This window comes from Mesorhizobium opportunistum WSM2075 (genome assembly GCF_000176035.2).
Taxonomy (GTDB): Bacteria; Pseudomonadota; Alphaproteobacteria; order Rhizobiales; family Rhizobiaceae; genus Mesorhizobium; species Mesorhizobium opportunistum.
This window is the reverse complement of sequence record NC_015675.1, coordinates 3,259,173-3,284,919: the sequence shown is the minus strand read 5'-3', so window position 1 is coordinate 3,284,919 and position 25,747 is coordinate 3,259,173. Positions and strand designations below refer to the sequence as shown.

At 64.2% G+C, this 25,747-nt stretch carries 23 protein-coding genes; 14 read left to right on the top strand and 9 right to left on the bottom strand.

What is annotated here, in order from left to right; translation table 11 throughout:
- Positions 1–1,302, bottom strand: coding sequence for an MATE family efflux transporter (locus MESOP_RS15775; protein WP_013894316.1), 1,302 nt, complete (start codon positions 1,300–1,302; stop codon positions 1–3).
- Entirely contained in the window at positions 1,299–2,468 is a 1,170-nt protein-coding gene (locus MESOP_RS15770) for a glycosyltransferase (protein ID WP_013894315.1), read from the bottom strand. The genes MESOP_RS15775 and MESOP_RS15770 overlap by 4 nt, the downstream gene beginning before the upstream one ends.
- 316 nt (positions 2,469–2,784) lie before the next feature.
- Here MESOP_RS15770 and MESOP_RS15765 point away from each other — a divergent pair, with 316 nt between their 5' ends.
- Together MESOP_RS15765 and MESOP_RS15760 are read left to right on the top strand one after the other, a co-directional pair.
- Positions 2,785–3,954, top strand: coding sequence for a DUF1972 domain-containing protein (locus MESOP_RS15765; protein WP_013894314.1), 1,170 nt, complete (start codon positions 2,785–2,787; stop codon positions 3,952–3,954).
- On the top strand, positions 3,951–5,222 hold the full coding sequence (locus MESOP_RS15760) for a glycoside hydrolase family 5 protein (protein ID WP_013894313.1): 1,272 nt from the start codon (positions 3,951–3,953) through the stop codon (positions 5,220–5,222). The genes MESOP_RS15765 and MESOP_RS15760 overlap by 4 nt, the downstream gene beginning before the upstream one ends.
- Before the next feature lie 35 nt (positions 5,223–5,257).
- Here the strand turns inward: MESOP_RS15760 and MESOP_RS15755 are convergent, their stop codons facing one another.
- On the bottom strand, positions 5,258–6,589 hold the full coding sequence (locus tag MESOP_RS15755) for a VpsF family polysaccharide biosynthesis protein (protein WP_013894312.1): 1,332 nt from the start codon (positions 6,587–6,589) through the stop codon (positions 5,258–5,260).
- 1 nt (position 6,590) lies between these two features.
- The gene (locus tag MESOP_RS15750) at positions 6,591–8,720 is read right to left on the bottom strand and encodes a GumC family protein (RefSeq protein WP_013894311.1); all 2,130 of its coding nucleotides are present in this window, start codon (positions 8,718–8,720) and stop codon (positions 6,591–6,593) included.
- A 281-nt stretch (positions 8,721–9,001) separates the two neighbouring features.
- Here MESOP_RS15750 and MESOP_RS15745 point away from each other — a divergent pair, with 281 nt between their 5' ends.
- Together MESOP_RS15745 and MESOP_RS15740 are read left to right on the top strand one after the other, a co-directional pair.
- Complete coding sequence (locus MESOP_RS15745) at positions 9,002–10,504, top strand: glucosamine inositolphosphorylceramide transferase family protein (RefSeq protein ID WP_013894310.1); 1,503 nt, start codon at positions 9,002–9,004, stop codon at positions 10,502–10,504.
- A 92-nt stretch (positions 10,505–10,596) separates the two neighbouring features.
- Positions 10,597–11,805 carry an FAD-dependent oxidoreductase gene (locus MESOP_RS15740; RefSeq protein ID WP_013894309.1) on the top strand — a complete coding sequence of 403 codons (1,209 nt, stop codon included), beginning with the start codon at positions 10,597–10,599 and terminating at the stop codon, positions 11,803–11,805.
- Between the two features lie 364 nt (positions 11,806–12,169).
- On the opposite strand, the gene MESOP_RS15735 is transcribed toward MESOP_RS15740, so the two are convergent.
- Together MESOP_RS15735 and MESOP_RS15730 are read right to left on the bottom strand one after the other, a co-directional pair.
- On the bottom strand, positions 12,170–13,024 hold the full coding sequence (locus MESOP_RS15735; RefSeq protein ID WP_013894308.1) for a sugar phosphate isomerase/epimerase family protein: 855 nt from the start codon (positions 13,022–13,024) through the stop codon (positions 12,170–12,172).
- A 1-nt stretch (position 13,025) separates the two neighbouring features.
- Positions 13,026–14,078 (bottom strand): LacI family DNA-binding transcriptional regulator, encoded by a 1,053-nt coding sequence (locus MESOP_RS15730; protein WP_013894307.1) that lies wholly within the window; start codon positions 14,076–14,078, stop codon positions 13,026–13,028.
- Positions 14,079–14,210: 132 nt separating this feature from the next.
- Here MESOP_RS15730 and MESOP_RS15725 point away from each other — a divergent pair, with 132 nt between their 5' ends.
- From MESOP_RS15725 to MESOP_RS15715, 3 genes are all read left to right on the top strand, one after another.
- Positions 14,211–15,242, top strand: a complete 1,032-nt coding sequence (locus MESOP_RS15725) for a hydroxyacid dehydrogenase (RefSeq protein ID WP_013894306.1) — start codon at positions 14,211–14,213, stop codon at positions 15,240–15,242.
- Positions 15,243–15,952: 710 nt separating this feature from the next.
- Positions 15,953–16,696 (top strand): helix-turn-helix domain-containing protein, encoded by a 744-nt coding sequence (locus MESOP_RS15720; protein ID WP_013894304.1) that lies wholly within the window; start codon positions 15,953–15,955, stop codon positions 16,694–16,696.
- A 38-nt stretch (positions 16,697–16,734) separates the two neighbouring features.
- A complete protein-coding gene (locus MESOP_RS15715; protein WP_013894303.1) occupies positions 16,735–17,400 on the top strand; it encodes a GntR family transcriptional regulator in 666 nt (221 codons plus the stop codon).
- A 66-nt stretch (positions 17,401–17,466) separates the two neighbouring features.
- Here MESOP_RS15715 and MESOP_RS15710 read toward each other — a convergent pair whose 3' ends face one another.
- A complete protein-coding gene (locus MESOP_RS15710) occupies positions 17,467–18,468 on the bottom strand; it encodes an NADP-dependent oxidoreductase (RefSeq protein ID WP_041164712.1) in 1,002 nt (333 codons plus the stop codon).
- 87 nt (positions 18,469–18,555) lie between these two features.
- Positions 18,556–19,371, bottom strand: a complete 816-nt coding sequence (locus tag MESOP_RS15705; protein ID WP_013894301.1) for an oxidoreductase — start codon at positions 19,369–19,371, stop codon at positions 18,556–18,558.
- 107 nt (positions 19,372–19,478) lie between these two features.
- On the opposite strand from MESOP_RS15705, the gene MESOP_RS15700 reads away from it, so the two are divergent.
- From MESOP_RS15700 to MESOP_RS15680, 5 genes are all read left to right on the top strand, one after another.
- Positions 19,479–20,066 (top strand): TetR/AcrR family transcriptional regulator, encoded by a 588-nt coding sequence (locus MESOP_RS15700; protein WP_013894300.1) that lies wholly within the window; start codon positions 19,479–19,481, stop codon positions 20,064–20,066.
- Between the two features lie 216 nt (positions 20,067–20,282).
- Positions 20,283–20,588 carry a hypothetical protein gene (locus MESOP_RS15695; protein ID WP_013894299.1) on the top strand — a complete coding sequence of 102 codons (306 nt, stop codon included), beginning with the start codon at positions 20,283–20,285 and terminating at the stop codon, positions 20,586–20,588.
- 149 nt (positions 20,589–20,737) lie between these two features.
- Positions 20,738–21,262: a DUF2306 domain-containing protein gene (locus MESOP_RS15690; RefSeq protein ID WP_013894298.1), complete on the top strand. Its 525-nt coding sequence runs from the start codon at positions 20,738–20,740 to the stop codon at positions 21,260–21,262.
- Positions 21,263–21,475: 213 nt separating this feature from the next.
- Complete coding sequence (locus tag MESOP_RS15685) at positions 21,476–23,422, top strand: acyltransferase family protein (protein WP_013894297.1); 1,947 nt, start codon at positions 21,476–21,478, stop codon at positions 23,420–23,422.
- Positions 23,423–23,760: 338 nt separating this feature from the next.
- A complete protein-coding gene (locus tag MESOP_RS15680) occupies positions 23,761–24,090 on the top strand; it encodes a hypothetical protein (protein ID WP_013894296.1) in 330 nt (109 codons plus the stop codon).
- A 65-nt stretch (positions 24,091–24,155) separates the two neighbouring features.
- Here MESOP_RS15680 and MESOP_RS15675 read toward each other — a convergent pair whose 3' ends face one another.
- The gene (locus tag MESOP_RS15675) at positions 24,156–24,749 is read right to left on the bottom strand and encodes a DUF6456 domain-containing protein (protein ID WP_041164146.1); all 594 of its coding nucleotides are present in this window, start codon (positions 24,747–24,749) and stop codon (positions 24,156–24,158) included.
- 310 nt (positions 24,750–25,059) lie between these two features.
- Between MESOP_RS15675 and MESOP_RS15670 the strand changes: the two genes are divergently transcribed.
- Both MESOP_RS15670 and MESOP_RS15665 read left to right on the top strand, forming a co-directional pair.
- On the top strand, positions 25,060–25,293 hold the full coding sequence (locus tag MESOP_RS15670) for a DUF982 domain-containing protein (RefSeq protein ID WP_013894294.1): 234 nt from the start codon (positions 25,060–25,062) through the stop codon (positions 25,291–25,293).
- 45 nt (positions 25,294–25,338) lie between these two features.
- Positions 25,339–25,707, top strand: coding sequence for a DUF982 domain-containing protein (locus MESOP_RS15665; RefSeq protein WP_013894293.1), 369 nt, complete (start codon positions 25,339–25,341; stop codon positions 25,705–25,707).
- Positions 25,708–25,747 lie beyond the last annotated feature (40 nt).

The window sequence follows — 25,747 nt, the reverse complement described above, 5'->3', positions numbered from 1 at the left end:
CTACCGCTTTGCCGCGGCGAACGGGACCGCTCGCCGCCACGTGCCCGGCCGGCTGTTGCGCTGCTGGTCCGGGTGCTCGATGTTCCACATGCGATGACGCACGAAATACCATGATGCCACGAGCACGAAGATCTCCGAGATCGCGGAACCCGCCAGCGACCAAGGTGGAGAGGCTATGGCCAGCAGGATCGCGATCAGCGCCAGCCCGACGATCGCGCCGCCCGTCGTGATGAACGCGACGATGCGGAAATCGCCGAGGATCTCGAGCACGATGCGGGGCATGATGTAGAGCATGATCGGGACAAAATTCGCGATCACGAACACTCCGATGAAGCCCACCGATGCATCCTGTAGGGCTTGGGATTTTATCATCGGCAGGACCGCCATGATGGCGCACCCATAGACCAGGCCGCCGAGCCCCATGACGAGCGACCAGATTTTTGCCTGCGCCCAGACACGGGCCGTTTCGTTGTTGCGCATCAGCTTCGCCAGCTCCGGCTGCGTCATGTTCACGAAGGCAAGACTGATGATCCGCAGCGGGGCAAACAGCACCAGCACCGCTGCCAGCGGAGCATAGGCGGCAGGCCCGGCAATGCCGGCGACCAACAGCGCCAGGCATTGGCCTTGGATGTTGGTGGTGGTGGCGCTGAAACCCGACCACCGCAGCTGGGGCCAGAGCCTTGCATAGCGCCGCCGCGTCGGCATGCGGAAGCTGATGCGGATCGTGCGGCGCGCCAGCCGAACCAGGACGGCGATGCCAAACACATTCGCCGCGGCGAGAGCATAGAACACCGTCTGCAGCGCGCCCGGGGCGAACCAGATGGTGAACCCGGTCAGGACGGTGCCGGCGATGGTGAAGGCGGCGTCGCTGATGGAGACGACCACCTGCTGGCGACGGGCGAAGAATGCCGTGCGCATGTGGCTGCGCAACGACCATGCGCCGACAAAGCAGCCGGCGGCGATGCCGCTCGGATCGCCCAGGACGCGCATCAGGATCGCGGTGCCAACGGCCATCAGCAGCGCCACCACCACCGCCGCCGTCCCGAAGGCGACATCATGGGCGTCGACGCCGGCGCTGTTGGTGCTTTTGCTCATCCAGATCGAGGCGGGAACGGCGGTGAGCGATCTGATGTAGGACAGGCCGACGCCGCCCATCACCATGCCAATGGCGAACAGGCCGTAGCCTTGTGCCGACAGCATGTGCAGCAGCGTCAGGTTGAGGGCAAAGTGAAAGCCGCTCTGCATCGCCTCGCCGCCGACCATCAGCACGAGGCGCCGCACCAGATGGCCCGGGAATCTCACGATCGTGTCTCCGCCTGGCGGCTGCTTGCCGCCCTGCCCGGCCTTGCCATGGTCACCTTCAGCTTGTCGCCGGCGATCGCCGCGATCGCGGCCGCCGCGACCGGTTCGCTGAAGACCCCCTCGTAGCGCGCGCGGCCTGCGGCGACAAAACCGCGCCAGGCCTCGGGAGTGAGGATGATCTCCTGCAATTTCTTCGACAGCGCCGCTGCGTCGCCCGGCGGCACATGCCAGCCGGTCTCGCCGTCGCTGACCACCTCGACCAGTCCACCGATCGCCGACACCAGCGGCGGCCGGCCATAGGCCATCGCCTCGATGGCGACGCGGCCCAGCGATTCGGGGCGTCGCGACGGCACGGTGACGATGTCGGCCCAGCGATAATGCTCCGAAGGGTCCGGTATGAAAGGCAGGACGCTGACACGCCCGGTCAGGCCCATTCTGCCGACCAGTTCGGCCAAGGCGCGCTCGCGCTCGACGCTTTCGAAGGCGCCGCCGACCAGCCGCACCTCGATCCTCGACTTGAGTTCCGCCGGCATCGAGGCGATCGCCTCGAGCAGCACTTCCTGGCCCTTGATCCGGTTGATGCGGCCAAGCAGCAGCACCCGCAGCGGGCGCTTGCCGTCATAGGTCATCGCTTCGGCCGCCGGCGGGCCGGCAACGCCGTTGTAGACGACATGCGAGCGCGCGGATTTGGGCTCACCAAATGCGGCGCGGGTTGCGCGCGAGTTGAAGATGAGATCGGCATGGCTCCAGTGCATCAGGCCGACGAGGATCCGGCGCATGGCGCCTTCGGGAATTTCATGGATGTGCAGCACCGCCTTGCTGGGCAGGAAGCGGGCAGCCAACGCGTAATCGGCGACGATCGAGGTGTTGACGTAGGTGAGATCGTAATTCCTGAGCCGCCGCCATGCTCTCAGCACGGCAACCGGCAGTCGTGCCATCTCGACGGTGGCAAGGCGCGCGATGGCCTGGCGCCTCAGCACCCATAGCGGCTCGAAGACGATGCGGCTGGCATGCGGTTCGAGGATCCCTAGGATCGGGCCGCTGCGCGGCAGCACGACTTCGATGTCGGCGGACGGAAATGCCGCGCGCAACGCAGCGACGCTCTCCGCGAAGCTGCGGTCTGAACCATAGAGTTCATATCCCTGATGAACGCAGGCAATCCGCATCTTTGTATCCCGCCAGGTGCTGCACCATCGCATTGACTGACGGCGTGCAGAAACCGCTACGCAAAAATCATGCCTGGCTTGATCTGCCCGGCCGCCGGCCAACCAACCATTGCACTGCCTCGTTTCGATGCAGCTACGCACAGAAGGGTTGACCGAGAATGAAACAATCACCGGTCCAACACTGTTTTTTTACAACCCGGAGCGATGATCACCTGCCCAAACGCGAAGATTGTGGGATGGCACGGAAGTTGCCGGTCTCTAATTATTAATGCAGCAATTGCTAATATAAAGAACCTCTCTGAAAGCGCCAACAGCCATGAAATCGGAAAAGCCTTCCATCCTGATCCTGGGGACCCGCGGCATCCCCGCGGCCCATGGCGGCTTTGAAACCTTCGCCGAGAAGCTAGCGCTTTTTCTTGCCGGGCGCGGCTGGAAGGTCGGCGTCTACTGCCAGGAGGAGGTCGAGCGGGTCGACCGGAGGATGCGCACCGAAACCTGGCGCGGCATCGAACTCATTCACATCCAAGTCGCCTCGAAGGGACCGCGCGCGACGCTGGAATTCGATTGGCAATGCGTGCTCGACGCCGCCCGGCGGCCCGGCGTATGCCTGGTGCTCGGTTACAATGGCGCGGTCTTCCTGACCTGGCTCAGGTTGATGCGGCGCAAGATCATCACCAACATGGACGGCATCGAGTGGCGTCGCCCCAAATGGGGGCCGGCGGCGCGCGCATGGTTCTGGCTCAACGAGTGGATCGGCGCCTGGGCCTCGCAACGCCTGGTCGCCGACCATCCCGTCATCGCCGACCATCTGGCGACGCGCCGGCCGCGCAGTGCCATTACCACCATCGCCTATGGCGCCGACCCGGTGACGGCGGCACCGGAGGCGCCGGTTCGTGCGCTCGGCCTCGAGCCCGGCAAATACCTGATCTCGATCGCGCGCATCGAGCCCGACAACAACATCCTGCCGATCGTCGAGGCCTTCTGCAGCCAAAAGCGCGACATGAAGCTGGTGGTGCTGGGCACGCTCTCCGACGAAATCGCCTATCATGTCGCCATCCGCAAGGCGGCGAACGCCTCGGTGGTCCTGCCGGGCGCCATCTACGACCAGGCGACGGTGAAAGCGCTGCGGTATCACGCCCGCGCCTACCTGCATGGCCACACGGTCGGCGGCACCAACCCTTCGCTGGTCGAGGCGCTGGCCGCCGGCAACATGGTGATCGCCCACGACAATCCGTACAACAGGTGGACCGCGGGTGCCGCCGCCATCTTCTTCAAGGATACGCAGAGCTGCGCCGAGCGGATGCAGCAGGCGCTGGAGGACGACGTCCTGGTCAAGGCCTGCGGTGAGGCAGCGAGGACGCGCGCCCGCGAAGCCTTCCGCTGGGACGATGTCCTGGTCGCCTACGAGAACGAAGCCTACCGGCTTCTCGGCGTAACCACTGCCGAGAGAGTCGCGATCGACCGTCCCTCGGCCGGCGCGGTATGACGGGCTGGTCCCGACGGCGGGTTCTCAGGACGGCGCTGTCGCTGGCGCCGGCAGCAGTGGCGCTGGCACCGCTTTCGTCGGCAACGCCCGCCCTCGCCGCCAGTGGCGAATGGCGCTTTCGCCGTGGCGTCAACGCCTGGCCCTGGTTTGCGCTGACGCGTGAATTTCCGGCACCGCGCACCGACTATGCCTGGCCGCCGTTCCAGTCGCAGCGGCCGGTGCCGACACCAGAGGATCTTCGCCGGCTACGCAAGACCGGGCTCGATTTCATCCGCCTGCCCGTCGATCCCGGTCCGTTTCTGGCGGCTGACGCCGCCACGCGCGGCAAGTTGCTGGACATGCTCGACGCGGCCGTCACCGCCACAATCGACGCCGGTCTCGGCATAATCGTCAACGTCCAGGCCAATGGCGCCACCCACTACTGGAACCCCGACCGCATGGTCTCCAGCACCGCCGCGCCCGCCTTCGATCTCTATCGCGCGCTGATCGGCGAGCTTGCCGGCAGGCTGGAGCGGTTCACGCCGGGCATGGTGGCGCTGGAGCCGGTCAACGAACCGCCGCAATCCTGCGATTCCAACGTCTGGTCGCGGATCCAGCTTTCCCTTCTGACGGCGGCCAGGGCATCGTCCGCGTCCTTGCCGATGGTCGTCACCGGCGGCTGCGGCTCGATGGTGAGCGGGCTGGCCGCGCTCGATCCCGAACCGCTGGTTCCCTTCGAGCCGATCCTGTTCACCTTTCATTTTTACGAGCCCTATCTGTTCAGCCACCAGGGCGCGCCGTGGATGCGCGAGCCCGTCTACCGCGCGCTGAACAATGTGCCATGGCCGGCCTCCGCCGGTTCGCTCGACGCGACTCTGGCCTCCGTCAGGGCACGCATGGCCAGGGATACCGAGACCTCCGAAGCGGACAAGAAAGCCGCCTATGCGGAAACCGAGCGCGTGCTGAAGGTCTATTTCGACGCCCGGCCCGACCGCTGGTTCATCGACAAATATCTCAGCCAGGCGCGCGACTGGGCCGACAGCCATGGCATTGCACCGGAACGTGTCATCCTGGGCGAATTCGGCGCGCTGCGCACCGACGCGCGTTATGTGGCAGCGCCCAATCCCGATCGCGCCCGCTACATCGCAGATGTCAGGCAGAGCGCCGAGTCGTTCGGCTTCCCCTGGGCCTTCTGGGACCTCTTCGATGGCATGGGCATGATGGACGACACCACGCGTGCGCTCGACCCGGCGATGGTCGAGGCGCTTGGATTGAGGATGCCGGAGTAGTCACCGTTCCATACAGGCAATCGCCGAGTTCCACGCTAGTTTCGCCTCGCTTGCACCCTTTGCCCCACCCCGGCCCGCCCCGGCCTGTACAACACCAGCGCGATCGCTACGAATTTGGTCATGAGCGTTGTCTTGGACGCCAGGCTCTCGGAGGTGTTGAGCAGGATCAGCCAACCCAGCATCGGCAGCCAGATGCCGGGATGGCAGCGGCGCGCGACCTCGTGCATGAACAGGGTGAAGCCGAACAGCATCAGCAGGGTGAAGAAGGCGCCCTGGTAGAGAACCAGGCGGATGATCGGGTTCTCGATGCCTTGCTCGAGGCCGTTGATACGGCGCATGCTTTCGAGAAGATCGATATCGGGCCCCACGATCAGGTCGCGCAGTTCCAGATGCTTGAAGAGCTCGAACATTTCGACGCGAGCATTGGCGCTGCCGCTGTCCGACACGAAGCGCTCGAGCAGTGCATCGAAGAAGCCGTAGGAGAACAGCATGACGAACACGACCGGCAGCAGCGAGGCAAGCATGACCGCGAGGGCGGCGCCCGGCAGGCTGATGCGTCCTCGCCGCAGGTAAGCCACGCCACTGAAAAGCAAATAGATGGCGCCGAGAACAATCGTCGTCACCATCGCCGAACGCCCGCCGAACGCGACCAGCGCGGCGAATTGCAGCCCGACCAGCCCGAGCCGCATCGGCATCGGCAGCGATCGTGAGCCCGAAAGCAGCGCCAGCACATAAATCGAGGTGATCGTGGCATTGGCCAGCGGATGCCCCTGGAGGGCGGTCGAGCGCAGGTCGGAAACGAACACCTCGCCGTCGAGCCGGTAGGGGAAGATCAGCGTCTTGGTCGCGAATTCGAACAGAGCCAGCACTGCATTCGCCGTCATGACCGCATGAACGACCGTCTGCAGCCGGGCGAAGGTCCGTTCGTCGTTCTCGCTCAGCATCATCACCAGCAGCGCCGGTGTCACGAACGTATCGATCATGCCGGCCATGCCGGGGCGTTGCCTGACGATGACGATGATCAGCAAAAAGATCGAAATGACTGCCAGTAATGCGCTGGCCGGCCGCCTGTCGGCGACATGAATGGTGTAGCCGACCGGGTTGCCGAATGTGCATGAGCGCCAGACAAACGCCAGCACCAATATGTAGGTGGACGGGTGGATCTTGGTCGCCGGATTGCCGATCAGGCCGTCGTAATTGTAGCCCACCAGCCATAGCATGCCGCCCGAGACGGCGAACAGCAACGCCACCGTCGCGACCAGTCCGAAGCGGGTCACCCAGTCCACGGAGCTGCCGGCGCGGGGCGCGGCGGCTTGACCAGCTTCTGTCCAGCTGGCTGCCGGGTTAGCGGCCCGGACGGCAGCCATGTCAGGCCGCCTCGTCGACCAGCATCGCGCCTGTCGGCAGCCGCCCCATGACGGAAATGGCCTGCGTGGCTGCCGTGACATCGCGCATCGGTGTCGAATTCAGCGTGGCGACGAGCAGGATCTCGTCGACCATGGACACCAGCGGCGAGGCGTTGAGATTGTCGGCCAGCGCGCCGCCATCGATGACGACGAGATCGAAGCTGCGGCTCGCCTGGGCCAGCATGTGCTGCGCGAAATAGACGCCCTGCGCCTCCTGGAAGACCGCGGTCGGCCGACCCCTGCCCAACACCGCGACATTGCTGCCGGGCCTGTACTGGCTCAGCGCCTCGAAGGCGTATTCGCCGCGCAGCACGTCGAGCAGGCCGGGCTGCGGGTCCTTCTGGTGGCTGCCGGCATTGACGTCGATGAACAGGACGCGGCTGCCCCGGGCGGCCGCTGCATTGGCGAGCAGGCGCGCCACCCTGCCGCGCTGCGCGGCGTCCTCGGGCGGCGACGTCACCAGGATGGACGGCACCAGCGGCCAGTTCGGCGGACGCCGGCCGGAAGAGAACATGCGCCGGAGCGCCAGCCCCGCGACCGCATCCATCTTCTGGCTGGCCGGTGCGGCCGCACCACCGAAAGGCCACCAGCGGCGACCGCCCGACTTTGCCGGCAGCACGCCCAGCACGGGGGCTTCGATGGCCGATTGCATCTGATTGCTGGAAAGCACCGTCGGCGAGGCATATTCCGCGATCAGCGCCAGGCCGGTGCCCAGCCCCAGGCCGCCGAAGATCGCGCCGACAAGCAACAGAGCGAGAGGCGGCCAGCTCTTCTTCAGGGCGGGCATAGCCTTGGAGATGATGCGCGCATTGGTGCTGTCGACATTGACCTGCTCGCGCGTTTCCTGCGCCCGCTGCAGATAGGTGGCGTAGACGGAGCGCAGCGCCTCGAGATCGCGCTGCAATTCGCGCAGCTTGACCGAGGCCTGGTCGGTATCGAGCGACTTGCTCTTCATGCCGGCGACCTTGGCTTCGAGCGCCTGCTGGTTGGCCAGCGCCCGCTCGTAGTCGGTCTCGGCGGCGGCGCTGATGCGGCCGAGTTCACGCGCGATGAGCGCGCGCGTGTCGCGCAGCTGCTGCTGCGCCGCGATCATCGAAGGGTGGCGTGGCCCGAGTTCCGTGCCGAGCTGCGAAACCTGGTCAACAAGCGTTGCCTCCTGCGCCCGCAGGCTCGAAATCACCGAGGAACGCATCGCCTCGGAGGTTGCCTCCGGCGCACCGCCGGACCTGCGCAGCTGGTCGACCTGCGCCTTCAGAGTCGCGGTGCGGCTCTGCGCCGCCGAAAGCTGCGTGTTGATCTCGGTCAGTTCCTGGTCGCTGACCAGATTGCCCGCCGCCATCACCATGTTGTTGGCGGACTTGTAAGCCTCGACGGCGTTCTCGGCCTGCTGGACCCGCTTGCGCTGTTCTTCCAGCCGGGCGCCGATGGAATCGGAAGCATCCGTGGCCATCTTCGCGCGCGCGGCGGCCTGATCGGCCAGGTAGGCCTGCGCGATGGCATTGGCGAGCTTTGCCGCCTTGTCGGCGCTCTTGGCCGTGACGATCACGTCGAGGACCAGCACTTTGTCGGCCCGCTTCACCGCCAGCACCCGGCGCAGCGCATCGAGCGTCTTCCCCGTCTTGTCGGTTTCGGCCGATCCTGAACCTAGCAAGCCGCCGAGCAAACGGCTCAGTAACCCGCCCTGCCCGTTAAATTCGGGATCCTCGGTCAGGTTGGTCGCCTGGATGGCCCTGAGCAACACGCCCGTCGATTGGACGACGCTGACCTGGCTTTCCACGATCGTGATGCCGCCGTCAGGGGGAACACGGCTCGGATTGACGTCGTTGTTGACCACCTGCAGGTCTTGCGGATCGATGATGATTTCCGCCACCGAGCTATAGAGCGCTGGCGTGAACAACCCATAGAGCAGTGTCACGAGGGTGAGCAGCGCGGCGGTCGCCAGGATAAGGAAACGGCGGCGCACCAATATGCGCTTCACGTCACCGAGTTCGACGGTCGAGGGTGCATAAGACGCCGCCGGAACTGCCTCCGGAGCATATTGCATCACCTCGGGAGCGTGTTGTTGCGGCATCGAGAGCAGGGATGATTGCAAGGGTCGCTCCGACAACACTCCATCTGCCTGCAAAGATCAAATTGCGGCGTGGTTCTAGCTATTCCTCCAACTGTTAAAACACTGTTAATTATATTGGGAAGTCTTAAGATTTTTGGCACGAAGTTTGCGTAGTAAAGGCACGGGTGTGTTGACACGGCGCGGGCGAGCGGGAAGCGAATGGAAATGGGGCAGATTTTCACCCGACCCCGCCCGTCCGGCAATTTCTCATGCCCAATTTTCGATCAGCCAGATACCGAACGTCAGAATGCTAGGGGTGCGACATGCAGGTGAGCCTGCGCCTGGACAGCGAGGGCCTGCGTGCCTCTCACCTGAACCTGCTGCAGCGCCTGACGGCGCTGGCGCAGGTTTCCGTCGACGTCAGGCCAGCCGAAGGCGGCATTCCAGGCAGCGCCGCGGCGCTGTTTCAGCTTGAGACGGCCATTCATGGCCTGCCCGCCAACGGGCTGGCCAAACGCTTGCCGCTTTCGGCGCTCGCGCCCTACCAGGCGACGCAGCCCTCCGCGTCACCGGACCTGGTGATCGACCTTTGTGGTGACGTGCAGCTGGAAGGAACACGGGTCTGGCGCGTCACCTATGATAGCGTTGCCGGCGAAGCCGCGCTACTGGCGCTGATCCTCGACGGCCGCACGCCGACTGCCCGCATCGAGGAGAATGACACCACTATCGCCGAAGGACGCCTCGGCACCGAATATGGCGGCATTGCGCTTGCTTCATTCCAGGACATGCTGGCGCGCACGGCAAGCCTGATCCTGGCAGCAATAACGGGGGCGGCGCGGGCCGCCTTGCCTGTCCTGCCCGAGCCAGCGCAGGCTGGTGTCCCACCGCAAATACCCTCTACCGCCAAGCTCGGCGTCAGGGCGGGCAAGGCGCTGGCGCGGCGCATCGTCCAGAAAATCTACCACCTCTGCTACAACGCCCCGCACTGGAAGGTCGGCTGGCGCGAGACCGGCGGGCGGGATCTGTTCGACCTGCGCGCGCATCCGGCAACCGGCTGGCAAGTGTTGCCCGACGACGGCAGCCGCTTCTACGCCGATCCGTTCCCGATCCTGTACCAGGGAAAGGTAACCCTGTTCGTCGAGGACTATATCCATCGTCTCGGCAAGGCCATCATCTCCGCCGTGCCGTTCGGCCCGTCAGGCCCGGTCGGCCGACCGGAGCCCGTGCTCGACCTGCCCTACCACCTCTCCTACCCCTTCGTCTTCGAGCGCGACGGCGAGGTCTGGATGGTGCCGGAAAGCTGCGCCAACCGCACGGTCGATCTCTACCGCGCCACCGCCTTCCCGGGCGGATGGGTCAAGGAAGCGACACTGCTGTCGGACATCGTGGCCAGCGACGCCACCCTGGTCGAGCATGGCGGGCGCTGGTGGCTGTTCGCCACCGTCCGCGATGGCGGCGGCGCCTTCTCCGACGCGCTGCATCTATGGTCGGCGCCCGACTTTCGCGGGCCGTGGACATCGCACCCCAAGAACCCGGTGCTGATCGATATCGCCTCGGCGCGGCCGGCGGGCCGCATGGTCAAACGCGGCAACGACCTGCTGCGCCCCGTGCAGGACTGCCGCAGGAGTTATGGCGCGGCCCTTGGCATCGCACGCGTCGCTCACCTCGATTTGAACGGCATGGAGCAGGTTGTCGAGACGATCTTAACCCCTGGAGCGCTATGGAGTGGCCGCAAGTTGCACACGCTCAACGAGGCGGGCGGCCTGGAATTCATCGATGGCTCGGCGATCGCGCCGCGCTGGAAACAAGGAGGCGGCCGTCATTGACCTGAACATTGTTACTACCAGCCACTCCGCTGGTTGCTTGAGGTTGATTTGGCTCGGCAAGATATTTCCACCACAGATTGTGGATACGAAAGATGACCAGCGGAAAGGGCAGTGAAATGACGATCGCTGAGGCTGACGCGGCCGAAGTCGACGTGGCGATCGTAGGCGCCGGAATGGCCGGCACCAGCCTGGCAATGCTGTTGGGAAAAGCCGGACGCAAGGTGGCGCTGATCGACCCGCACCGCGTTCATCACGACGAGTTCCGGGCCGAGAAGATCGGCGCGGATCAGATGCAGCTGTTCGAGAAGCTCGGCCTCGACAAGACCGTCATGCCGCTCGTCACCCCGTTTTCCGATCTTTATGTCTTCCGGCTCGGCCAATTCTTCGCACGTGAAAAGAAGTGGGAATACGCATTTTCCTATGGCTCGCTGATCAACGGCCTGCGTGACGCCTTGCCGCCGCAAGTGCCATTGACGGTTGGTAAGGTAACCGAGGTCTCGACCGGACCGGACCGGCAGCGGCTTGTGCTGGCCGACCGCTCCGTCATCAATGCCCGCCTGCTGGTGGTGGCCACCGGCTACAGCGAAGCGGTGCGGCGCGCCATCGGCGTGGAACGCATCGAGGAATCGAAGGCGCATTCGCTCTCGATGGGATTCGACCTCGCCATCTCGCCGCGTGATTGCGCCTATCAGGCCATCACCTGCTACGGCAGGCGCGCCGAGGACCGTGTCGCCTATCTCACCATCTTTCCGATCGGCAACAAGATGCGGGCGAACATGTTCGTCTATCGCACCGTCGCCGAACAATGGACGAGGGATTTTCGCGCCGATCCGCAGAAGATGCTGTGCGAACTGATGCCCGAAATATCGGCGCAGTGCGGCAACTTCGAGGTGGCAAGCCCCGTCGAAGTCAGGCAGATCAATCTGAGCACGACGCAAGGCCACCGCCGCGACGGGGTCGTCTTCATCGGCGATGCGTTCTGGACGACATGCCCGACGCCGGGCGTCGGCATCGGGCGGGTCATGGTCGATGTCGATCAGCTCCATTCGGTCCACATTCCGCGCTGGCTGGAAACACCAGGCATGGCGGCTGACAAGATCGACGCTTTCTATGACGACCCGGTCAAGGGGGCTTCAGATGAGAAAGGCATGCGTGTCAGCTTTTACGCCAAGCGGATCACCACCGAAACCGGGCTGGAATGGCGCGTCCGGCGCCTGCGCAACAACACCGCGCGCCAGCTGATGATCATCGGCCGCAAGGTGCGCCATCTGGGATCACGGCGGCAGCCCGGCATGGCGTGAGGGATTCCTGTCTCGCCGTGGAAGGCAGCGAGGCGTCTTTCCTTCTCCCGTCCCTGCGGAAAAAGGAAGCCCTTGGTGTCTCAGGATGCGTCACGTCATCACCAAAAGCAAAAGGCGCGATCGACCGATCGCGCCTCGCATTTCGAAAAGCCAATGCGCCAAGCCGCTCAGGACGGCGGCTTCGAACCTGGAGACAGGGTTGACTGGGCTATGACGGCCGAAAGCCGTTCACGTTTCTGCCAGCTTGGCTTCTCGTATTTCTTCATCCGATAATGCCCTCCGCGTTGAACACCGCGCCAGAAGAACCGCTTCGCCACGTCGTGTCAATCGTGTCAGGATAGACTCACAGCTTCGATCGATGACCTCACCCCAGCTGCAGTCCCGCCTTCCTCGCTTCCTCGCGCAGGAATGGCAGCCCTACACCAATCACATCGTCGGGATTTTCCGCCACCGGCCGCCACACGGCGAGCCCGCCGGCAATGTCGACATCGACATGGTTCATGCTTTCGAGTGTGATGGCGCCGCTATAGCCAATGTCCGATATGGCCTTCATGCAGGCCGCCCAATTGAGCATGCCGCGCCCCGGCACGCCGCGATTGGCTTCCGAGACATGGACATAGCCGAGATACGGCGCCGCCGCCCGGAAGCCGGCCTCGAAACTCTCCTCCTCGATATGCATGTGATAGGTGTCGAGATGGATGAAGATGTTGTCGGCGCCGACGCGCTCGATAATCTGCGCCGCGTCGATGCCGCGGTTGATCAGATGCGTCTCGTAGCGGTTGCAGGGCTCGATGCCGAGCTTCAGCCCATGCTCCCTGGCGGCCCTGGCCGCGCGGACCAGGAACCGGCACATGCCGTCGATCTTTTCTTCGGTCGGCGCGCGTCCGGACGTCTTGCCGATCGTGCCATAGGTGACGCCGCCAAGTGCTCCACTGCCCACTGCTTCGCAGACCGCGAAGGCCGGCTCGAGGAAGGCCAGCGCCTCGTCCGGCCGTGCAACCACGTCGAGTGAAGCCGGCAGGCCAAGCGACGGAATAAGCTCGACATTCCAACGCTCGGCGAAAGCGCGCGTGCGCAGAGTGTCGATCTCTTCAGGGCGCAGCAGCGGGATTTCCAAAAGGCCGATGCCGAGCCCCTTCAGCCGCTCCATCTGCGGCTCGATCAGGTCCAGATCCCAGACCGGCGCAATGGCAAATGTGTGCAGTCCAAAAATGTTCATCTCAGCCTTCCCCGGAATGCGGGACGTTACCTGGCGAGCCAACGGATTCCCGCATCAAGACCCGGCAAGGCTCGAGCCGCGCCGTCGGCGGCCCCTCCTTGCCTTCAATCCTGGCGAACAGCGCATCCATCGCATGGCCGGCGATCTGGCGCACCGGCTGCACGACGGCGGCGATGGCCGGCCATGTCACCTGCATCCATTCGGCGTCGTCGAAGCCGATCAGCGAAATGTCGTTGGGGCAATGCCAGCCACGCCGGCGGAATTCGGACAGCGCAACCAGCGTGCCCTTCAGGAACAGCGAATAGACGGCTGTCGGGCGTTCGCCTTTTGCAAAATAGTCGCGCAATTGTGCCCGCAGCGGTTCGACATCCGTTTCGGCGAGCACGACATCGATGCGCACATCCGGCGCCAGTTTGAGCGCCGTGGCGCGAAAGCCATCGAGGCGCGCGCGCACCGTCGCCGCCTGTTCGCCGAGGCCGACCACCAGTATGTGACGATGACCCTTGCCGAGAAGGTCGCGCGCCACCTCGGCACTGGCCGCGGCACTATCGGCGGAGACCGTATCGAAGGCGTCGTCGGAGAGCACACGGTCGATCAGCACGCCGGTCATGCCGTTGGCCTTCATGAACGCGGCCGCCGGGCCATGCTCGTTGCGCACCGGCGCCAGCACGACGCCGGCGACCCGCCAGTCATGCATGCGGGCGAGAATTTCTGTTTCGCGCGCCTCGGATTCGCGGCTCGACGCCGCCACCAGCGTGTAGCCGCGCTGCTCTGCCAGGCTTTCCAGTTGGGTGACCATCTGGCCGAAGAATTCGCTTTCGAATTCAGGCATGATGGCGCCGATGATGCGGCGCTTGGCCCGGCGCATGTCGGAGGCCAGCGGATCGACGCGGTAGCCCAGTTGCTCGACGGCATCGAAGACACGCTGCGCATTTTCCGGCTTCACCGTGGTGACGCCGGCCATGACCTTGGAAACGGTGGCCGCGGACACACCGGCGCGGCTTGCCACGTCGTGGATCGACGGACGCCGCTGCTGGGCCTGCCTGTACACCATTATCGTCCTCCAGGCCCCGCATTTACCTGCTTTCGAAATAAATAAATCGATTTTTCGCAGTTGTAAATCGTTTCACTGGCGGTATTTTGCTCGCCGAGAAACGCGATGAGGATCGCGTCGGGAGGAATCGTCATGCCGAACAAAGATTTGCCGCTGGTCATCAGCGCGCCGGAACCACGCACGCTCGAGCTGATCTTCACGCCGCCGCAGTTGGCACGTCTCAAGGCGAACTACCGCGTCGTCGAGACGACCGCCGACGGTGTCGCCAAACTGCCGGCCGATGTTTTGGCCGGGGCTCGCTACATAATCGGCCAGCCGCCGATCTCGCCCGAGACGCTGGACGCCATGAAGGCGCTGCGCTGCGTCTTCAATGTCGAGACCAACCTCATCAACAACATGCCCTACGAGACGCTGTTTGCCCGCGGCATCCATGTCGTCACCACCGGTCTCGTCTTTGCCGAGCCGGTGGCCGAGCTTGGCCTTGCCATGGCGCTCAACCTTGCCCGCAACATCGTCGATGCCGACCTCGCCTTCCGGCAGGGCAAGGAGCTATGGGGCGGCGACGGCAACCTGACGGCGCGGCTGCTTTCAGGCGCCGATGTCGGCATCATCGGCTTCGGCGATCTCGGCCGCGCGTTGAACCGCCTGCTGTCGGGTTTTCGTACCCGCACCAAAGTGTTCGATCCCTGGCTGCCGCCGTCGATCCTGATCGACAACGGCGTCGAGCCGGCCTCGCTCGACGACGTACTGTCGCAGAGCGACTTCGTCTTCGTCGTCGCCTCGGTGACCTCCGAGAACCAGGGCTTTCTGGGCAGCCAGGCCTTCGCCAGCATGCGCAAGGGCGCCGCCTTCATCCTGCTCAGCCGCGCTGGCGTGGTCGACTTCCCCGCGCTGATGGCGGCGGTCAAGAGCGGCCACATCGTCGCCGCCAGCGATGTCTTCCCCGAGGAACCACTGGCGCAGGACCATCCCGTCCGCGCCATCCCCGGCTTCCTGCGCTCCGCCCACCGCGCCGGCGCGCTCGACATCGCCTTCAAGCGCATGGGCGACATGGTGCTGGAGGACATGGACCTGATCGACCGCGGCCTACCGCCGCTGCGCTCCAAGCGCGCCGAGCGCGAGACGGTGTCGAGGATGCGCTCGAAGCCGGCGGACAGGAACTAGGCCAAGACGCGGCAAGCAGACCGACGAGAACGAGATCACGGCCACGACCACCGGCTTTGCGGCTGCTGTGCGCACGCGGCCCGGATCGCGACAAGGTATCGAATTTCACGCCGAGATGCCCTGCCGCTGGAACCTTTCTCCGGCCTTTGCGTTTTCCAGGCGGATCGTCTCCCATTCGATCCGTCACTCCTCCAATCAACACCCCGCCAGGCCTCGCCTGGCGGGCGTCTCTTTATTTTAGGGGCGACTTGACAACAACCGGACGCAGGGGCTTACGTCAGGCGTATCGGGGCATGGGGGATTCAAATGAAAAAGACCTACCAGAAGCCGCTTCTGGTGAAGCGCGACAGGCTGTCGGCCGTCACCGCGGTCGCCTGTCCGATCTCGGTATGCCCGCACTGAATCGAAGACTTGGCGATCGAAGACTGGCACTGGCCGGCTGTAGAAAACCCGTTTCCGCGAGGTAGCAGGCTTCTGATGGAACGATCGTTCCGCTGCGCGGTTCTTTAAAGACAGCCGGGCGAAGGCGAGCCCGGTCTACTCCAGAAGGCCCGCCACGAGTCGCGTCGGTGGCGGGCCTTTTCGTATTGGCCTGCCCGTCGTGCGGTATTGGTCGAAGGTCCCCATTCGCGGCAGCACGATCTTGTGCGAGATTGAGGAAATATAAGCAACTTCTGAATAATGGTTCGGACGTCTGTCGGGGCGGTGTCGTGCCAATCCGCAAGAATCTTGCCGCAAATCTCAGACGCTTGGTCAGCGGCCATGCGTCGGTGAGCGCTGTATGCCGCGGATTGAACATGAACCGCTCGCAGTTCGAGCGCTACCTGCAAGGCAAGAGCGTGCCCAACCGGGCCACGGCGCGACTGATCTGCGACTATTTCCGCATCGAGGAGGATGAACTGTACCGGGCGCCGGACGTTGCAACGCCCGGACATCCTGCCCTGCCGCCGCTCCACCAGAAGCTCTACGAGAACATGGTGCAAGGCCCTTCTCCCGCCATCGCAGGCGGCACCTACTTCACCTATTTTTCGGTTCCCGACCGTCCCGACCTTCTGATGCGGTCGGTCACCTTCGTGCGGCGCGAGGCCGAACTGGTGACCTTCAGGCGCGTGACCCGGTGGGCCGAAGGCCATCGCCAGGGCGGAGCGCAGGCGCCGGGCTGGCACTATGGCGTGGCGATCTCGCGCCTGAACTGGATCTATTTCGCCGGCATCAACCGCCGCCAGACCGGCGAACCGTCGATCGTGGCCGTTCAGTGGGCGCCCTTCTCTGAACCGGTCCTGGTCGGCAACGCCTTCATTCTGACTGCGGCGGGGCCGGTCTGCGTGCCGGTCATCATGCGCCAGCAGGTTGGCAGGATCAGCCTGAGGCAGGCGCTGCAGATGTCCAGAATGGTCAGCCTCGATGACCCAGGCGTCGACCAGCTTGTGGTAAGCCTTGTGCGTGAGCGCTAGAGTAGCATTGCTGGCCAATGAGAACACAAGGGTTCGCGATGCTCAACGCCTTCGACTATGGCGGCAAGGAAGCCGATACAGTGCATGCGCTGGAGGAGGACATCATCTTCGGCCGGCTGGCGCCGGGTGAGCGGCTGGTCGAGGACGTGCTGCTCGCCCGTTTCCCTGTGTCTCGCCACACCATCCGCCAGGCGCTTTACCAGCTGGAAAAACTCGGCATCGTCACGCGTGAGCGCAACAAGGGCGCCATGGTGCGCAGGCTTTCACCCGACGAGGTGCGACAGATCTACGAGGTGCGCGAAATGCTGCAGCGCCAGGCCGCGCTGATGATCCGCTTGCCGGCCAGCGATGCGCTGATCGCGGAGCTGATGGAGATCCATGAGATCTATGGCGGCCATATCGATAACGGCTATCTGCGCGGCATCCACGAGGCCAATGACCGCTTCCACCTCACCATGTTCTCGGCCTGCGGCAACGCCTATCTCGTCTCCTCGATCGAGCACTACATGCGCCTCAGCCTGCCGGTGCGAGCCAATTCGCTGGCCGACAGGGAAAAGCTGGACATCTCGCGAAAACACCACTGGATGATGATCGAGGCGATGAAGCGCCGGGACAATTGGGTGCTGGCGCAGCTCTGCGTCGACCATCTGCAGCCGAGCAAGACGTTTTATCTCCAGGAGATCGAGACCGCGCCGGCCGGCTGAAGCAACGCTTTCGTGCCCGCAACTGCGCAAAGACAAGGAGGCAGAGCGGTTCGCCGAACGCTCTCTTTATCTGATCTTGACGACGACCTTGCCCTTGGCACGCCCGGTTTCGACGTAGGCCAATGCCTCGTTGGTGTTCTCGAACGGAAAAGTCCGGTCCATGACGGGCCGTATGATGCCGGATTCGATGAGCGACGTGATCTTGCCCAGCTGATCGCCCTGCGCCCACATGAACAGGAACGAATACCCGACACCAGCGCGCCTGGCCTTGCTGCGTATGCCGCGGCTCAGCAAGCGCAGGACCAGCTTCAGGACCATGTTCAACCCCTGCTTGCTGGCAAATCCGGGATCCGGCGGACCGGAAATGGAGATGAGTTTGCCGCCCGGCTTCAGCACATGCAGGGATTTTTCGAGCGTCTTGGCATCCTGGCTGTTCAGGACGACGTCGTAGCCTTGCAGGACGTTCTCGAAATCGTCTTTCTTGTAGTCGATGACGATATCGGCTCCGAGGCCTTTCACCAGATCGGTACTCGCCGCGCTCGCTGTCGTCGCGACGATCGCACCGAGATGCTTTGCAAGCTGGATGGCGAAGGTTCCCACGCCACCGGAACCGGCCTGGATAAACACTTTCTGGCCTTTCTTCAGCCCGGCTGTTTCGACCAGAACCTGCCAGGCGGTCAGGCCCACGAGCGGAATCGAGGCGGCTTCTTCCATGCTGAGGTTTTTAGGCTTCAGCGCCACGTCGGCTTCATCCATCGCGATAAATTCGGCGAATGCGCCGGTCCGGCTGTCGCGCGGCCGGGCATAGATCTCGTCACCGGGCTTGAATTTGCGGACTTTCGATCCGACCCGAACGACGATCCCGGCCACGTCATGGCCCAGGATGAAGGGCGGGCGATAGGGCAAAATCAGCTTGAACTCACCATCCCGGAGCTTGGAATCGAGAAGGTTTATACCGGCGGCGTGAATTTCGACCAGGACATCATTGTCCCGCAACGCGGGCTCCGGCATTTCGGCGAGCCGCAGGGCACCCTTCTTTTGATACTTGTCGACAACAAAGGCTTTCATCATGTTTTCTTTCTAAAATGATTTCGATGGCCGGCGCGAAACAGACCGGGCTTGCGTGTCGCACATGCGTTAAGTCACTCGCTTCGTTCAGGCAGGCAGGCGAAATTGCTTGCGCAAGATTTTGTCGAACATCGCGGCCGGCGCGAACCGGCGCAGCATGCTGACCTGTCGCGCTGCCTGGCCGGCGGTGTAGCGCCGCCGCGGATGCCTGTCGGTCGCGGCCCGCAGAACCACCTTCGCCACGATGTCCGGGGGATCCGCCTTGGGCATCACGTCGCGAAGCAATGCCTCGAGCCCTGCGCGCGCCTCATCATAGTCCTGCAGGACGGAATCGGGCTCGAATCCGTTCTGGTCGAACACGGTGCGCACGAATGCCGGTTCGATGACCGAAACGCGTATGTTGAAGGCGCGTACCTCGTGGTCGAGCGATTCCGAATAGCCTTCGAGCGCGTGCTTGACGGCTGAATAATGGGCCGAATACGGTGCCGGGACCAGTCCCAGGATCGAGCCGATATTGATGATGCGCCCTTCGCCCAGCCGGCGCATCGACGGCAGCACCGCGTGGGTCATGCGCATGACGCCGAACAGGTTGACGTCGAACAGGGCCTGCGACTGTGCGACCGAGGATTCTTCCGCGCCTCCCAGCAGCCCGACACCGGCATTGTTGACCAAGAGGTCTATCCGGCCGGTCTTGCCGAGGACAGTTGAGACCAGGGACGCGACAGACGCGTCGTCGGTCACGTCGCAAACCAGCATCGATATCCCGTTCGAACTCTGGCTGGACGCCTTGCGGCTGGTGCCGAAGACAGTGAAGCCAGCGCGTGCCAAAATCTCGGCGCTGGCACGGCCAATGCCTGAGGAGGCGCCGGTCACAACAGCGGTCTTTCCCGAATTCCGGTTCATTCTAAAGGCTCCAAACGTAAGAGGTCTTGCCTGCGATCGGCGATTGAATTATGATCGTAATATCACATTATGCTCATAATGCAATAGGAAGACGAGAAGGAGACATCATGCGCTATGACAAGGGCCGGAAGGATGCATCACGCAGCCGGATCATGGAGGTCGCTTCCCACCGCTTCCGAGGCGACGGCATCGCCGCCTCCGGCTTGGCCAGCATCATGAGCGACGCCGGGATGACGAACGGCGCCTTTTATCCGCACTTCCAGTCCAAGGCCGACCTCGTGCGCGAGAGCGTGGCCTCGGCCCTGGAGGCTCAGTCGCAGCAATTACAGGAGGTGCTTGCCTCTGGTGGCCTGGAACTGGCCCTGGCGTTGTATCTGTCGCCCGAGCACCGCGATCATCCGCAGACCGGCTGTGCTTCCGCCGCGCTATTACCGGAGATCGCGCGTCAGCCGCCCGAGACACGCGCTTTCTACACCGAAAGGCTGCTGACCCTGGTTCGCCAGTTGGCAAAGGACCTGCCACCGGGCATCCGTGATCCGGAAGGCGCGGCGCTGGGCGTCTTCGCCGCGCTCATCGGCGCCCTTCAATTGGCCCGCGCGGTGGAAGGAACGGAATTGTCGGACCGCATCCTGGCGGCGGGAGCCGATGCCGCGCGCACGCTGGCCCAACCGCAGCCGAAGGGCGAAGAATACTAGAGCTGGAATGGCGGCTGTCAGGCGACAACATCCCGCGCGCTAGTGCCACGCAGGGTCACTTGCAAGCGAACGAAAAAACCGTCGAAAGGTTTCCAAAATATATTTCGATAAATCCCCACCGCTTCCGGCATGTCATCGGAACTTTCCCTATCCTGACCCCGTTCCGAACCTGACCGTTGCTTATACGGTCGTAAGGCAACAGGGAAGGATCCTACCATGAACATCAAGATGATCTGTTTTGGCGCCATGACGCTCTCGATGGTCGCTGGCTCGGCTCTTGCCGCAGGCAACACAGGCACGTCCGCTCTCGACGACCCGGCCAAGATGCAGCCCTTCTATACTGACTCCAGCATGAAGACGCTGCGCAGCAACGACGACTTCGTCAAAGCCTGGAAGGCCCTGACGCCGGAAGACCAGACCGCGATGATGACGGCCTGCGCCGACGAGGCCAAGAACGCCAACCCCACCAACACCCATCCGGAATTCTGCAGCAGCGTGAAGCTGAATGGCGGCAGCAAGTAACGCAGCCTATCGAGCAGGAACAGCCCCGTTCGCAGGGCTGTTCCTGTTCCTCTGACAGCCGGAATGTCGAGCGGTCCCGGTCACGCCTTGCCGCGGCTTGCCCCTCCGGCACCGCGTCGGCCATAATCCGCATCTCGCGGAGAACACCGATGTCGCTCACCCCTTTGCTCCACGCATCGCCCGTCATCCAGCTCCATGCGCTGATCGCCGTCGCCGCGTTGCTGCTCGGCGCCATGCAGCTCTGGCGCACCAAGGGCGACCGGCTGCACCGGGCACTCGGCCGCGTCTGGATGGCACTTATGGCAACAGTCGCCATCTCCGGCCTGTTCATCTGGACGATCCGGCTGTGGGGTCCGTTCAGCCCGATCCACCTTCTGTCTCTGTTCGTGCTGGTGATGCTATGGCGCGGCGTGCGCGCCGCGCGAGGCGGCAACATTGCCGCGCACCGCCGCATCATGCAGGGCACTTACATCATCGGCCTCGCCATCACCGGGCTTTTGACCTTCATTCCCGGCCGCACCATGTACTTCGTCGCCTTCGGCCCGGAAGGCGCGACGCCTGGGAAACTGGCCGTCTTCGCCGCGCTTGTCGTCGTGGCGGCGGGCGCGGGTCTCTATGCCGCGCGCAGTGCCAGGACGGCGAGCGAGATTCCGCCCGCGCCGACACGAAGCTGACCCGGGCGAACCGGTTCCGGGACAATGTGGCAGCCTAGTCACAGGCGTCGATGAGCCTTGCCCCTTCGCCGCGCGCTCGCCGGCAGGCCATCCGATCCATTTCCGGCGCCTCCCCTTTTTGGCCATGTTGCGCTGCGAAAAATTTGTTGCATTGCGATAGCAGCCGGTCCGGCCGACAATGGCAATGGGCTGGGCTTGCACGGAGGAGGCCTCGTGTCGGCATCGTTCCGGCCAGACATACAAGGGTTGCGCGCGCTCGCCGTCGGCGGCGTCGTTGCCTATCATTTCGGCGTTACGGCGCTGCCCGGCGGCTTCGCCGGCGTCGACATCTTCTTCGTCATTTCCGGCTGGCTGATCACCACGCATCTGATGCAGGAGATTACGGAGACCGGCAGGCTCGACCTCTGGCGCTTCTATGCCCGCCGCGCCCGGCGCCTCCTGCCCGCCGCCCTGTTCGTCATCCTGGTCACGCTGGCTGTCGGCTACTTCATCCTGGCGCCGCAGGAACAGGCGCTCTATTCGCGCGGCGCCATGTATGCCAGCGCCTACGCAATCAATCTGTGGCTACTGCGCTGGTCATTCGACTATTTCGCCGCCGATGCCTTGAGCAACCCCTTCATCCACTTCTGGTCGCTGTCGGTGGAGGAACAATTCTACCTCGTCTGGCCGACGCTGCTTCTGCTCGCCGCCTGGCTGCGCCCAGGCCGGCGAACCGCCGTGGCGGTGATCGGCGTGGCCGGCCTCGCCTCTTTCGCCGCCTGCCTGTGGCTGACCAGGCTCTCGCCGGCCTGGGCCTTCTATTTCTCGCCGCTGCGCGCCTGGGAGTTCGCCGCGGGCGGCCTGGCAACGCTGGCGCCGACGGCCTTGTGCCGGCCGCAACTGCGGGCCGCGCAGGGCTGGCTCGGCCTGGCGCTGATCGCGGCGGCCTACCTTTGCCTAAGCGAAGACCTGCCCTTCCCCGGCTGGTACGCTCTGTTGCCGGTTGCCGGCACGGTGCTGGTGCTGCTGAGCGGTGCTGGCGAACAGGAACTGACAGGCTGGCGGGCGCCCGCCGCCGCACTGTCGCTGCCGCCGCTGCAATGGATCGGTGCGCTCTCCTATTCGCTCTATCTCTGGCACTGGCCGGTGATCGTCTATGCGCAAATGCTGGTGCCGGATCTCAGCGCGCCGCAGCGCCTCGGCTGCGGCGCCCTGGCGCTGGCACTGTCGGTGTTCAGCTACCACCTGATCGAGAACCCGGGACGGCGTTTCGGCTGGCTGACGGCGGGCGCCCGGGCATTGGCTCCCGCGCTGGCGCTAACGGGTGCCGGCATGGCGGTTGCCTATGCCAACGCGCATCTGGCCACCCGCAACATCGACCCCGCGCAGCGCGGCATCGAGCAGGCGGCCGAGCAGCCCTCCACGGCGCGCGCGCTCGACAAGAGCTGCCTGCTCGATTTCAACACGGTGAAGCCGAAACCCTGTGCGTTTGGCCCGGCCGACGCCGCCCACACTGTCGTGCTGTTCGGCGATTCGCATGCCGACCACTGGTCGACGCCGCTGGTCGAGGCGGCCAAACGCAACGACACCAAAGTGGTCACCTACCTCAAATCCTCGTGCCGCGCCTCGCGGCTTTCGACCTTCAACGCCGTGCTGAAGCGCTACTACACCGAATGCGACGCCTGGCGCGAACAGGCGATTGGAGAAATCATCCGCCGCAAGCCGCGCCTGGTGGTGATCTCGGAATTCTCGATCGGCAATCTGACCCGCGACATGCCCGACGCCAGCCGCGAAGCCGAGACCGCGCGCTGGCAGGCCGGCCTGCGCTCCACCTTGCAGGCCTTCAGCCAGGCCGGCGTCGAGACGGCCGTCATCCGCGACACGCCGATCAGCGACAGCTTCGCCGACTCCTGCGTGGCCCGCGCCCTGTGGTGGCGCGAGGCACCCTCGCGCTGCGACACGCCAAGGGCCGAGGCCGCCAATGACGGGGTGGCGGCGGCCGAGCGCGCCGTGGTGAAAAGCGTGCCCGGCACGCTCTATGTCGACCTGACCGACCGCTTCTGCGGCGCCACCGAATGCCACGTCTTCATCAACGGCAAACTCGCCTTCCGCGACCGGCACCATCTGGCGACAGCCTTTGCAAAAACGCTGGAAGGACCACTGGAGAAGGCGCTGTTTTAGGGAAGTGGAAGAGCGCTCTTTCCTTCTCCCTGTGGTCGAGCGTTACGCGCATGGGAATATGGAGGCAGCCAAACCTTGGGGGGCATGTTGGCCTCTTGATCCACATCATAACCTTCGCAGTCGGCCTCGTCGTGCTGCGTCGATCTCGGCTGCCAAAGCCAACCGAAATCGACGCGGATTGGGCTCGGTAGCCAAGACACGTTTCTGAGCCGCCCCCCTCACCGCCCCATTGCATCGGTCGCTCCGGTGAACGCCTGGTTCGTCACAGCTGGCGAATTTTCGGAACGAGGCTGCATCTCGGGAGTTTATATTAGGCCAACCTTGAAAAGGAGGTAGCCATGAAGAAGCTCCTACTCGTCTCGGTTATCGCCATTGCTTCGGCGGCGGCGATGATCGCCCCGGCGGATGCGCGCAGTCACGTTTTTATCGGCATCGGCGGCGGCTATAACGATTATTACGGCAACGATTATTACGATGGCTATGGCGGTTATGGCAGTCGCTACGTCTATAGCCCCTACGACGACGACTACGACAACGGCTACAGGCCGGGTTATTTTTATCGGCACCACCGGGGTTATTCCTACAGGCACCACCGTTGCCACATCGAAGTGGTCAGACACTGGCGCCACCACCACAGGATCGTTGAGGAAATCCGCGTCTGCGGCTGACCTGACCTTCTGAAACTGACCCGGCCGGCATCTGCCGGTCGGGTGTTTGCGCCGTTATCGCACGCTCACCGCCCCATCATCATCCCGTAGTGCACCGCCAGCAGATCCAGCCCCACCTTCAAGAGCTTGGTCACAACGTCCCGGCCCTCGTCGGTCTGTTCGGCCAGGCTCTTGATCGACCCGCCGGCACAGCAGACCTTTTGCACCACGGCGGCGACCTCCCAGTGGCCGAGCGCCCTTGTGGCGGCGGCGTTGGCGCGGCCGGCGTCCAGCACGCTGTCGGCAATGCCGCCGCCCTGGCGACCGCCGTCGACGCGTTCGGTCCAGCGCATGGGCTTGACGCTCGCCTGCTGGCTGCACTGGAAATCCTCGCGGTAGCGCTGGCCGGCCTCACGCTGCTGGCGCGACAGCGAGGTGATGCCCGTGAGCGGATCGACATTGCGCACCCGTACGATGCCGCCGGTGGAGGTGAAACCGTCATTCGACACCTCGTAGACGCGCCGTGCCTCCTGCGTTCCGGCGTTCAGCCGCTTGCGGCCGAAGGCGTCATCCCTTAGCGCGAAATCATGGCCGACCTCACGGCGGATGCGCACCTGCTCGGCCTCGCCCTTCGGCAGTTTCGGCACCTGCGGTTTGGCGGCTTTGGCTTTTTTGGGCATTGGTTGGCTCCTTGGGGTTCTTGGGGTGGTTGAAGAGGCTGGCGGGATGATCATCCCGCCGGCTTCGCGAGCGCTTGCGCCCCACGCCTCGCCACCGGTTCGCGCGGTGGAGAAGGACATCGTGTCGCCGACGAAATCGGAGACGGGGAGCGGCGTGAACGGCCGTTCGCTCATGCCCGCCTCCGCGCCGCGCTCATGGTCACGGTTGATGGAACCAGCCTCCAGCCCGCACGTTGTTTCGCGTCGATTCCAAGGAGAGAATTGCCGATGACGGCCTTCATGTACGCTGCGCTTCTGCGACAACAAGACCATGTTGGTCGGCTCGGTGGCCGATGCCGCGACGGCGCTTCGGCAGCAATGGCCCGACAAAACCTCGCCCGGCTATCTCGACGCCGCACGGCTGGTGCGGCTGGCGGTCGAGGGCAGTTGCTGCCCGCGCACCGCCTTCGAAGCATTCATCCGCGCCGCCGGGCAGCAGGGCATATTGGTGGCCAGGCGCAGAAGCCGTGCGCATGACTGGCTGGACGCCGCCGCCCGCCCGTGAGGCAGGTCCGACCGCCATGCAACCGCCTGCTGGTGTCGCGCGTTTATGAGCGTCGGCTTGAAAGCCGCGCGCACTGCACGACCGAAGGTGAACGCCGTGGGTACGATGAAAACCGGAGTGCCGCTTAAAGTATGCCTGGACGGCCATGTCGAGGAGATCGACAACGTGGCCGACGCCGCCGATTTCCTGCAACGCTGGCCGATCGAGCGGCGCGGCCACGTCTATCGCAGCGCGCTCAACGCCTGCAGCGCGGCTATCGCCGCGCAGATATCGGAATCCGATGCGATAAAAGTGTTCACAGGCTTTGCCCGTGTCGCCGGCATTTTGGTTGGAGACAACGGTCCAGCGATGACGCTGGAGGCCCGGACAGCGCAAAGCCGCCTGCCCAAGCAGGGACGGCAGATGCCGAAATAGGGCGGCGAGAGTTCGTTCGTGTCGGGCTTGTTTCATTTGA

Excerpts from the sequence above, each read along its gene's own strand:
- MESOP_RS15680 (WP_013894296.1), top strand. The coding sequence starts at position 23,761 with ATGAAGAAGCTCCTACTCGTCTCGGTTATCGCCATTGCTTCGGCGGCG.
- MESOP_RS15675 (WP_041164146.1), bottom strand. The coding sequence starts at position 24,749 with ATGCCCAAAAAAGCCAAAGCCGCCAAACCGCAGGTGCCGAAACTGCCG.
- MESOP_RS15705 (WP_013894301.1), bottom strand. The coding sequence starts at position 19,371 with ATGAACCGGAATTCGGGAAAGACCGCTGTTGTGACCGGCGCCTCCTCA.
- MESOP_RS15690 (WP_013894298.1), top strand. The coding sequence starts at position 20,738 with ATGTCGCTCACCCCTTTGCTCCACGCATCGCCCGTCATCCAGCTCCAT.
- MESOP_RS15770 (WP_013894315.1), bottom strand. The coding sequence starts at position 2,468 with ATGCGGATTGCCTGCGTTCATCAGGGATATGAACTCTATGGTTCAGAC.
- MESOP_RS15760 (WP_013894313.1), top strand. The coding sequence starts at position 3,951 with ATGACGGGCTGGTCCCGACGGCGGGTTCTCAGGACGGCGCTGTCGCTG.
- MESOP_RS15700 (WP_013894300.1), top strand. The coding sequence starts at position 19,479 with ATGCGCTATGACAAGGGCCGGAAGGATGCATCACGCAGCCGGATCATG.
- MESOP_RS15765 (WP_013894314.1), top strand. The coding sequence starts at position 2,785 with ATGAAATCGGAAAAGCCTTCCATCCTGATCCTGGGGACCCGCGGCATC.
- MESOP_RS15665 (WP_013894293.1), top strand. The coding sequence starts at position 25,339 with ATGAGCGTCGGCTTGAAAGCCGCGCGCACTGCACGACCGAAGGTGAAC.
- MESOP_RS15670 (WP_013894294.1), top strand. The coding sequence starts at position 25,060 with ATGTTGGTCGGCTCGGTGGCCGATGCCGCGACGGCGCTTCGGCAGCAA.
- MESOP_RS15740 (WP_013894309.1), top strand. The coding sequence starts at position 10,597 with ATGACCAGCGGAAAGGGCAGTGAAATGACGATCGCTGAGGCTGACGCG.
- MESOP_RS15745 (WP_013894310.1), top strand. The coding sequence starts at position 9,002 with ATGCAGGTGAGCCTGCGCCTGGACAGCGAGGGCCTGCGTGCCTCTCAC.
- MESOP_RS15710 (WP_041164712.1), bottom strand. The coding sequence starts at position 18,468 with ATGAAAGCCTTTGTTGTCGACAAGTATCAAAAGAAGGGTGCCCTGCGG.
- MESOP_RS15725 (WP_013894306.1), top strand. The coding sequence starts at position 14,211 with ATGCCGAACAAAGATTTGCCGCTGGTCATCAGCGCGCCGGAACCACGC.
- MESOP_RS15715 (WP_013894303.1), top strand. The coding sequence starts at position 16,735 with ATGCTCAACGCCTTCGACTATGGCGGCAAGGAAGCCGATACAGTGCAT.
- MESOP_RS15730 (WP_013894307.1), bottom strand. The coding sequence starts at position 14,078 with ATGGTGTACAGGCAGGCCCAGCAGCGGCGTCCGTCGATCCACGACGTG.
- MESOP_RS15755 (WP_013894312.1), bottom strand. The coding sequence starts at position 6,589 with ATGGCTGCCGTCCGGGCCGCTAACCCGGCAGCCAGCTGGACAGAAGCT.
- MESOP_RS15735 (WP_013894308.1), bottom strand. The coding sequence starts at position 13,024 with ATGAACATTTTTGGACTGCACACATTTGCCATTGCGCCGGTCTGGGAT.
- MESOP_RS15695 (WP_013894299.1), top strand. The coding sequence starts at position 20,283 with ATGAACATCAAGATGATCTGTTTTGGCGCCATGACGCTCTCGATGGTC.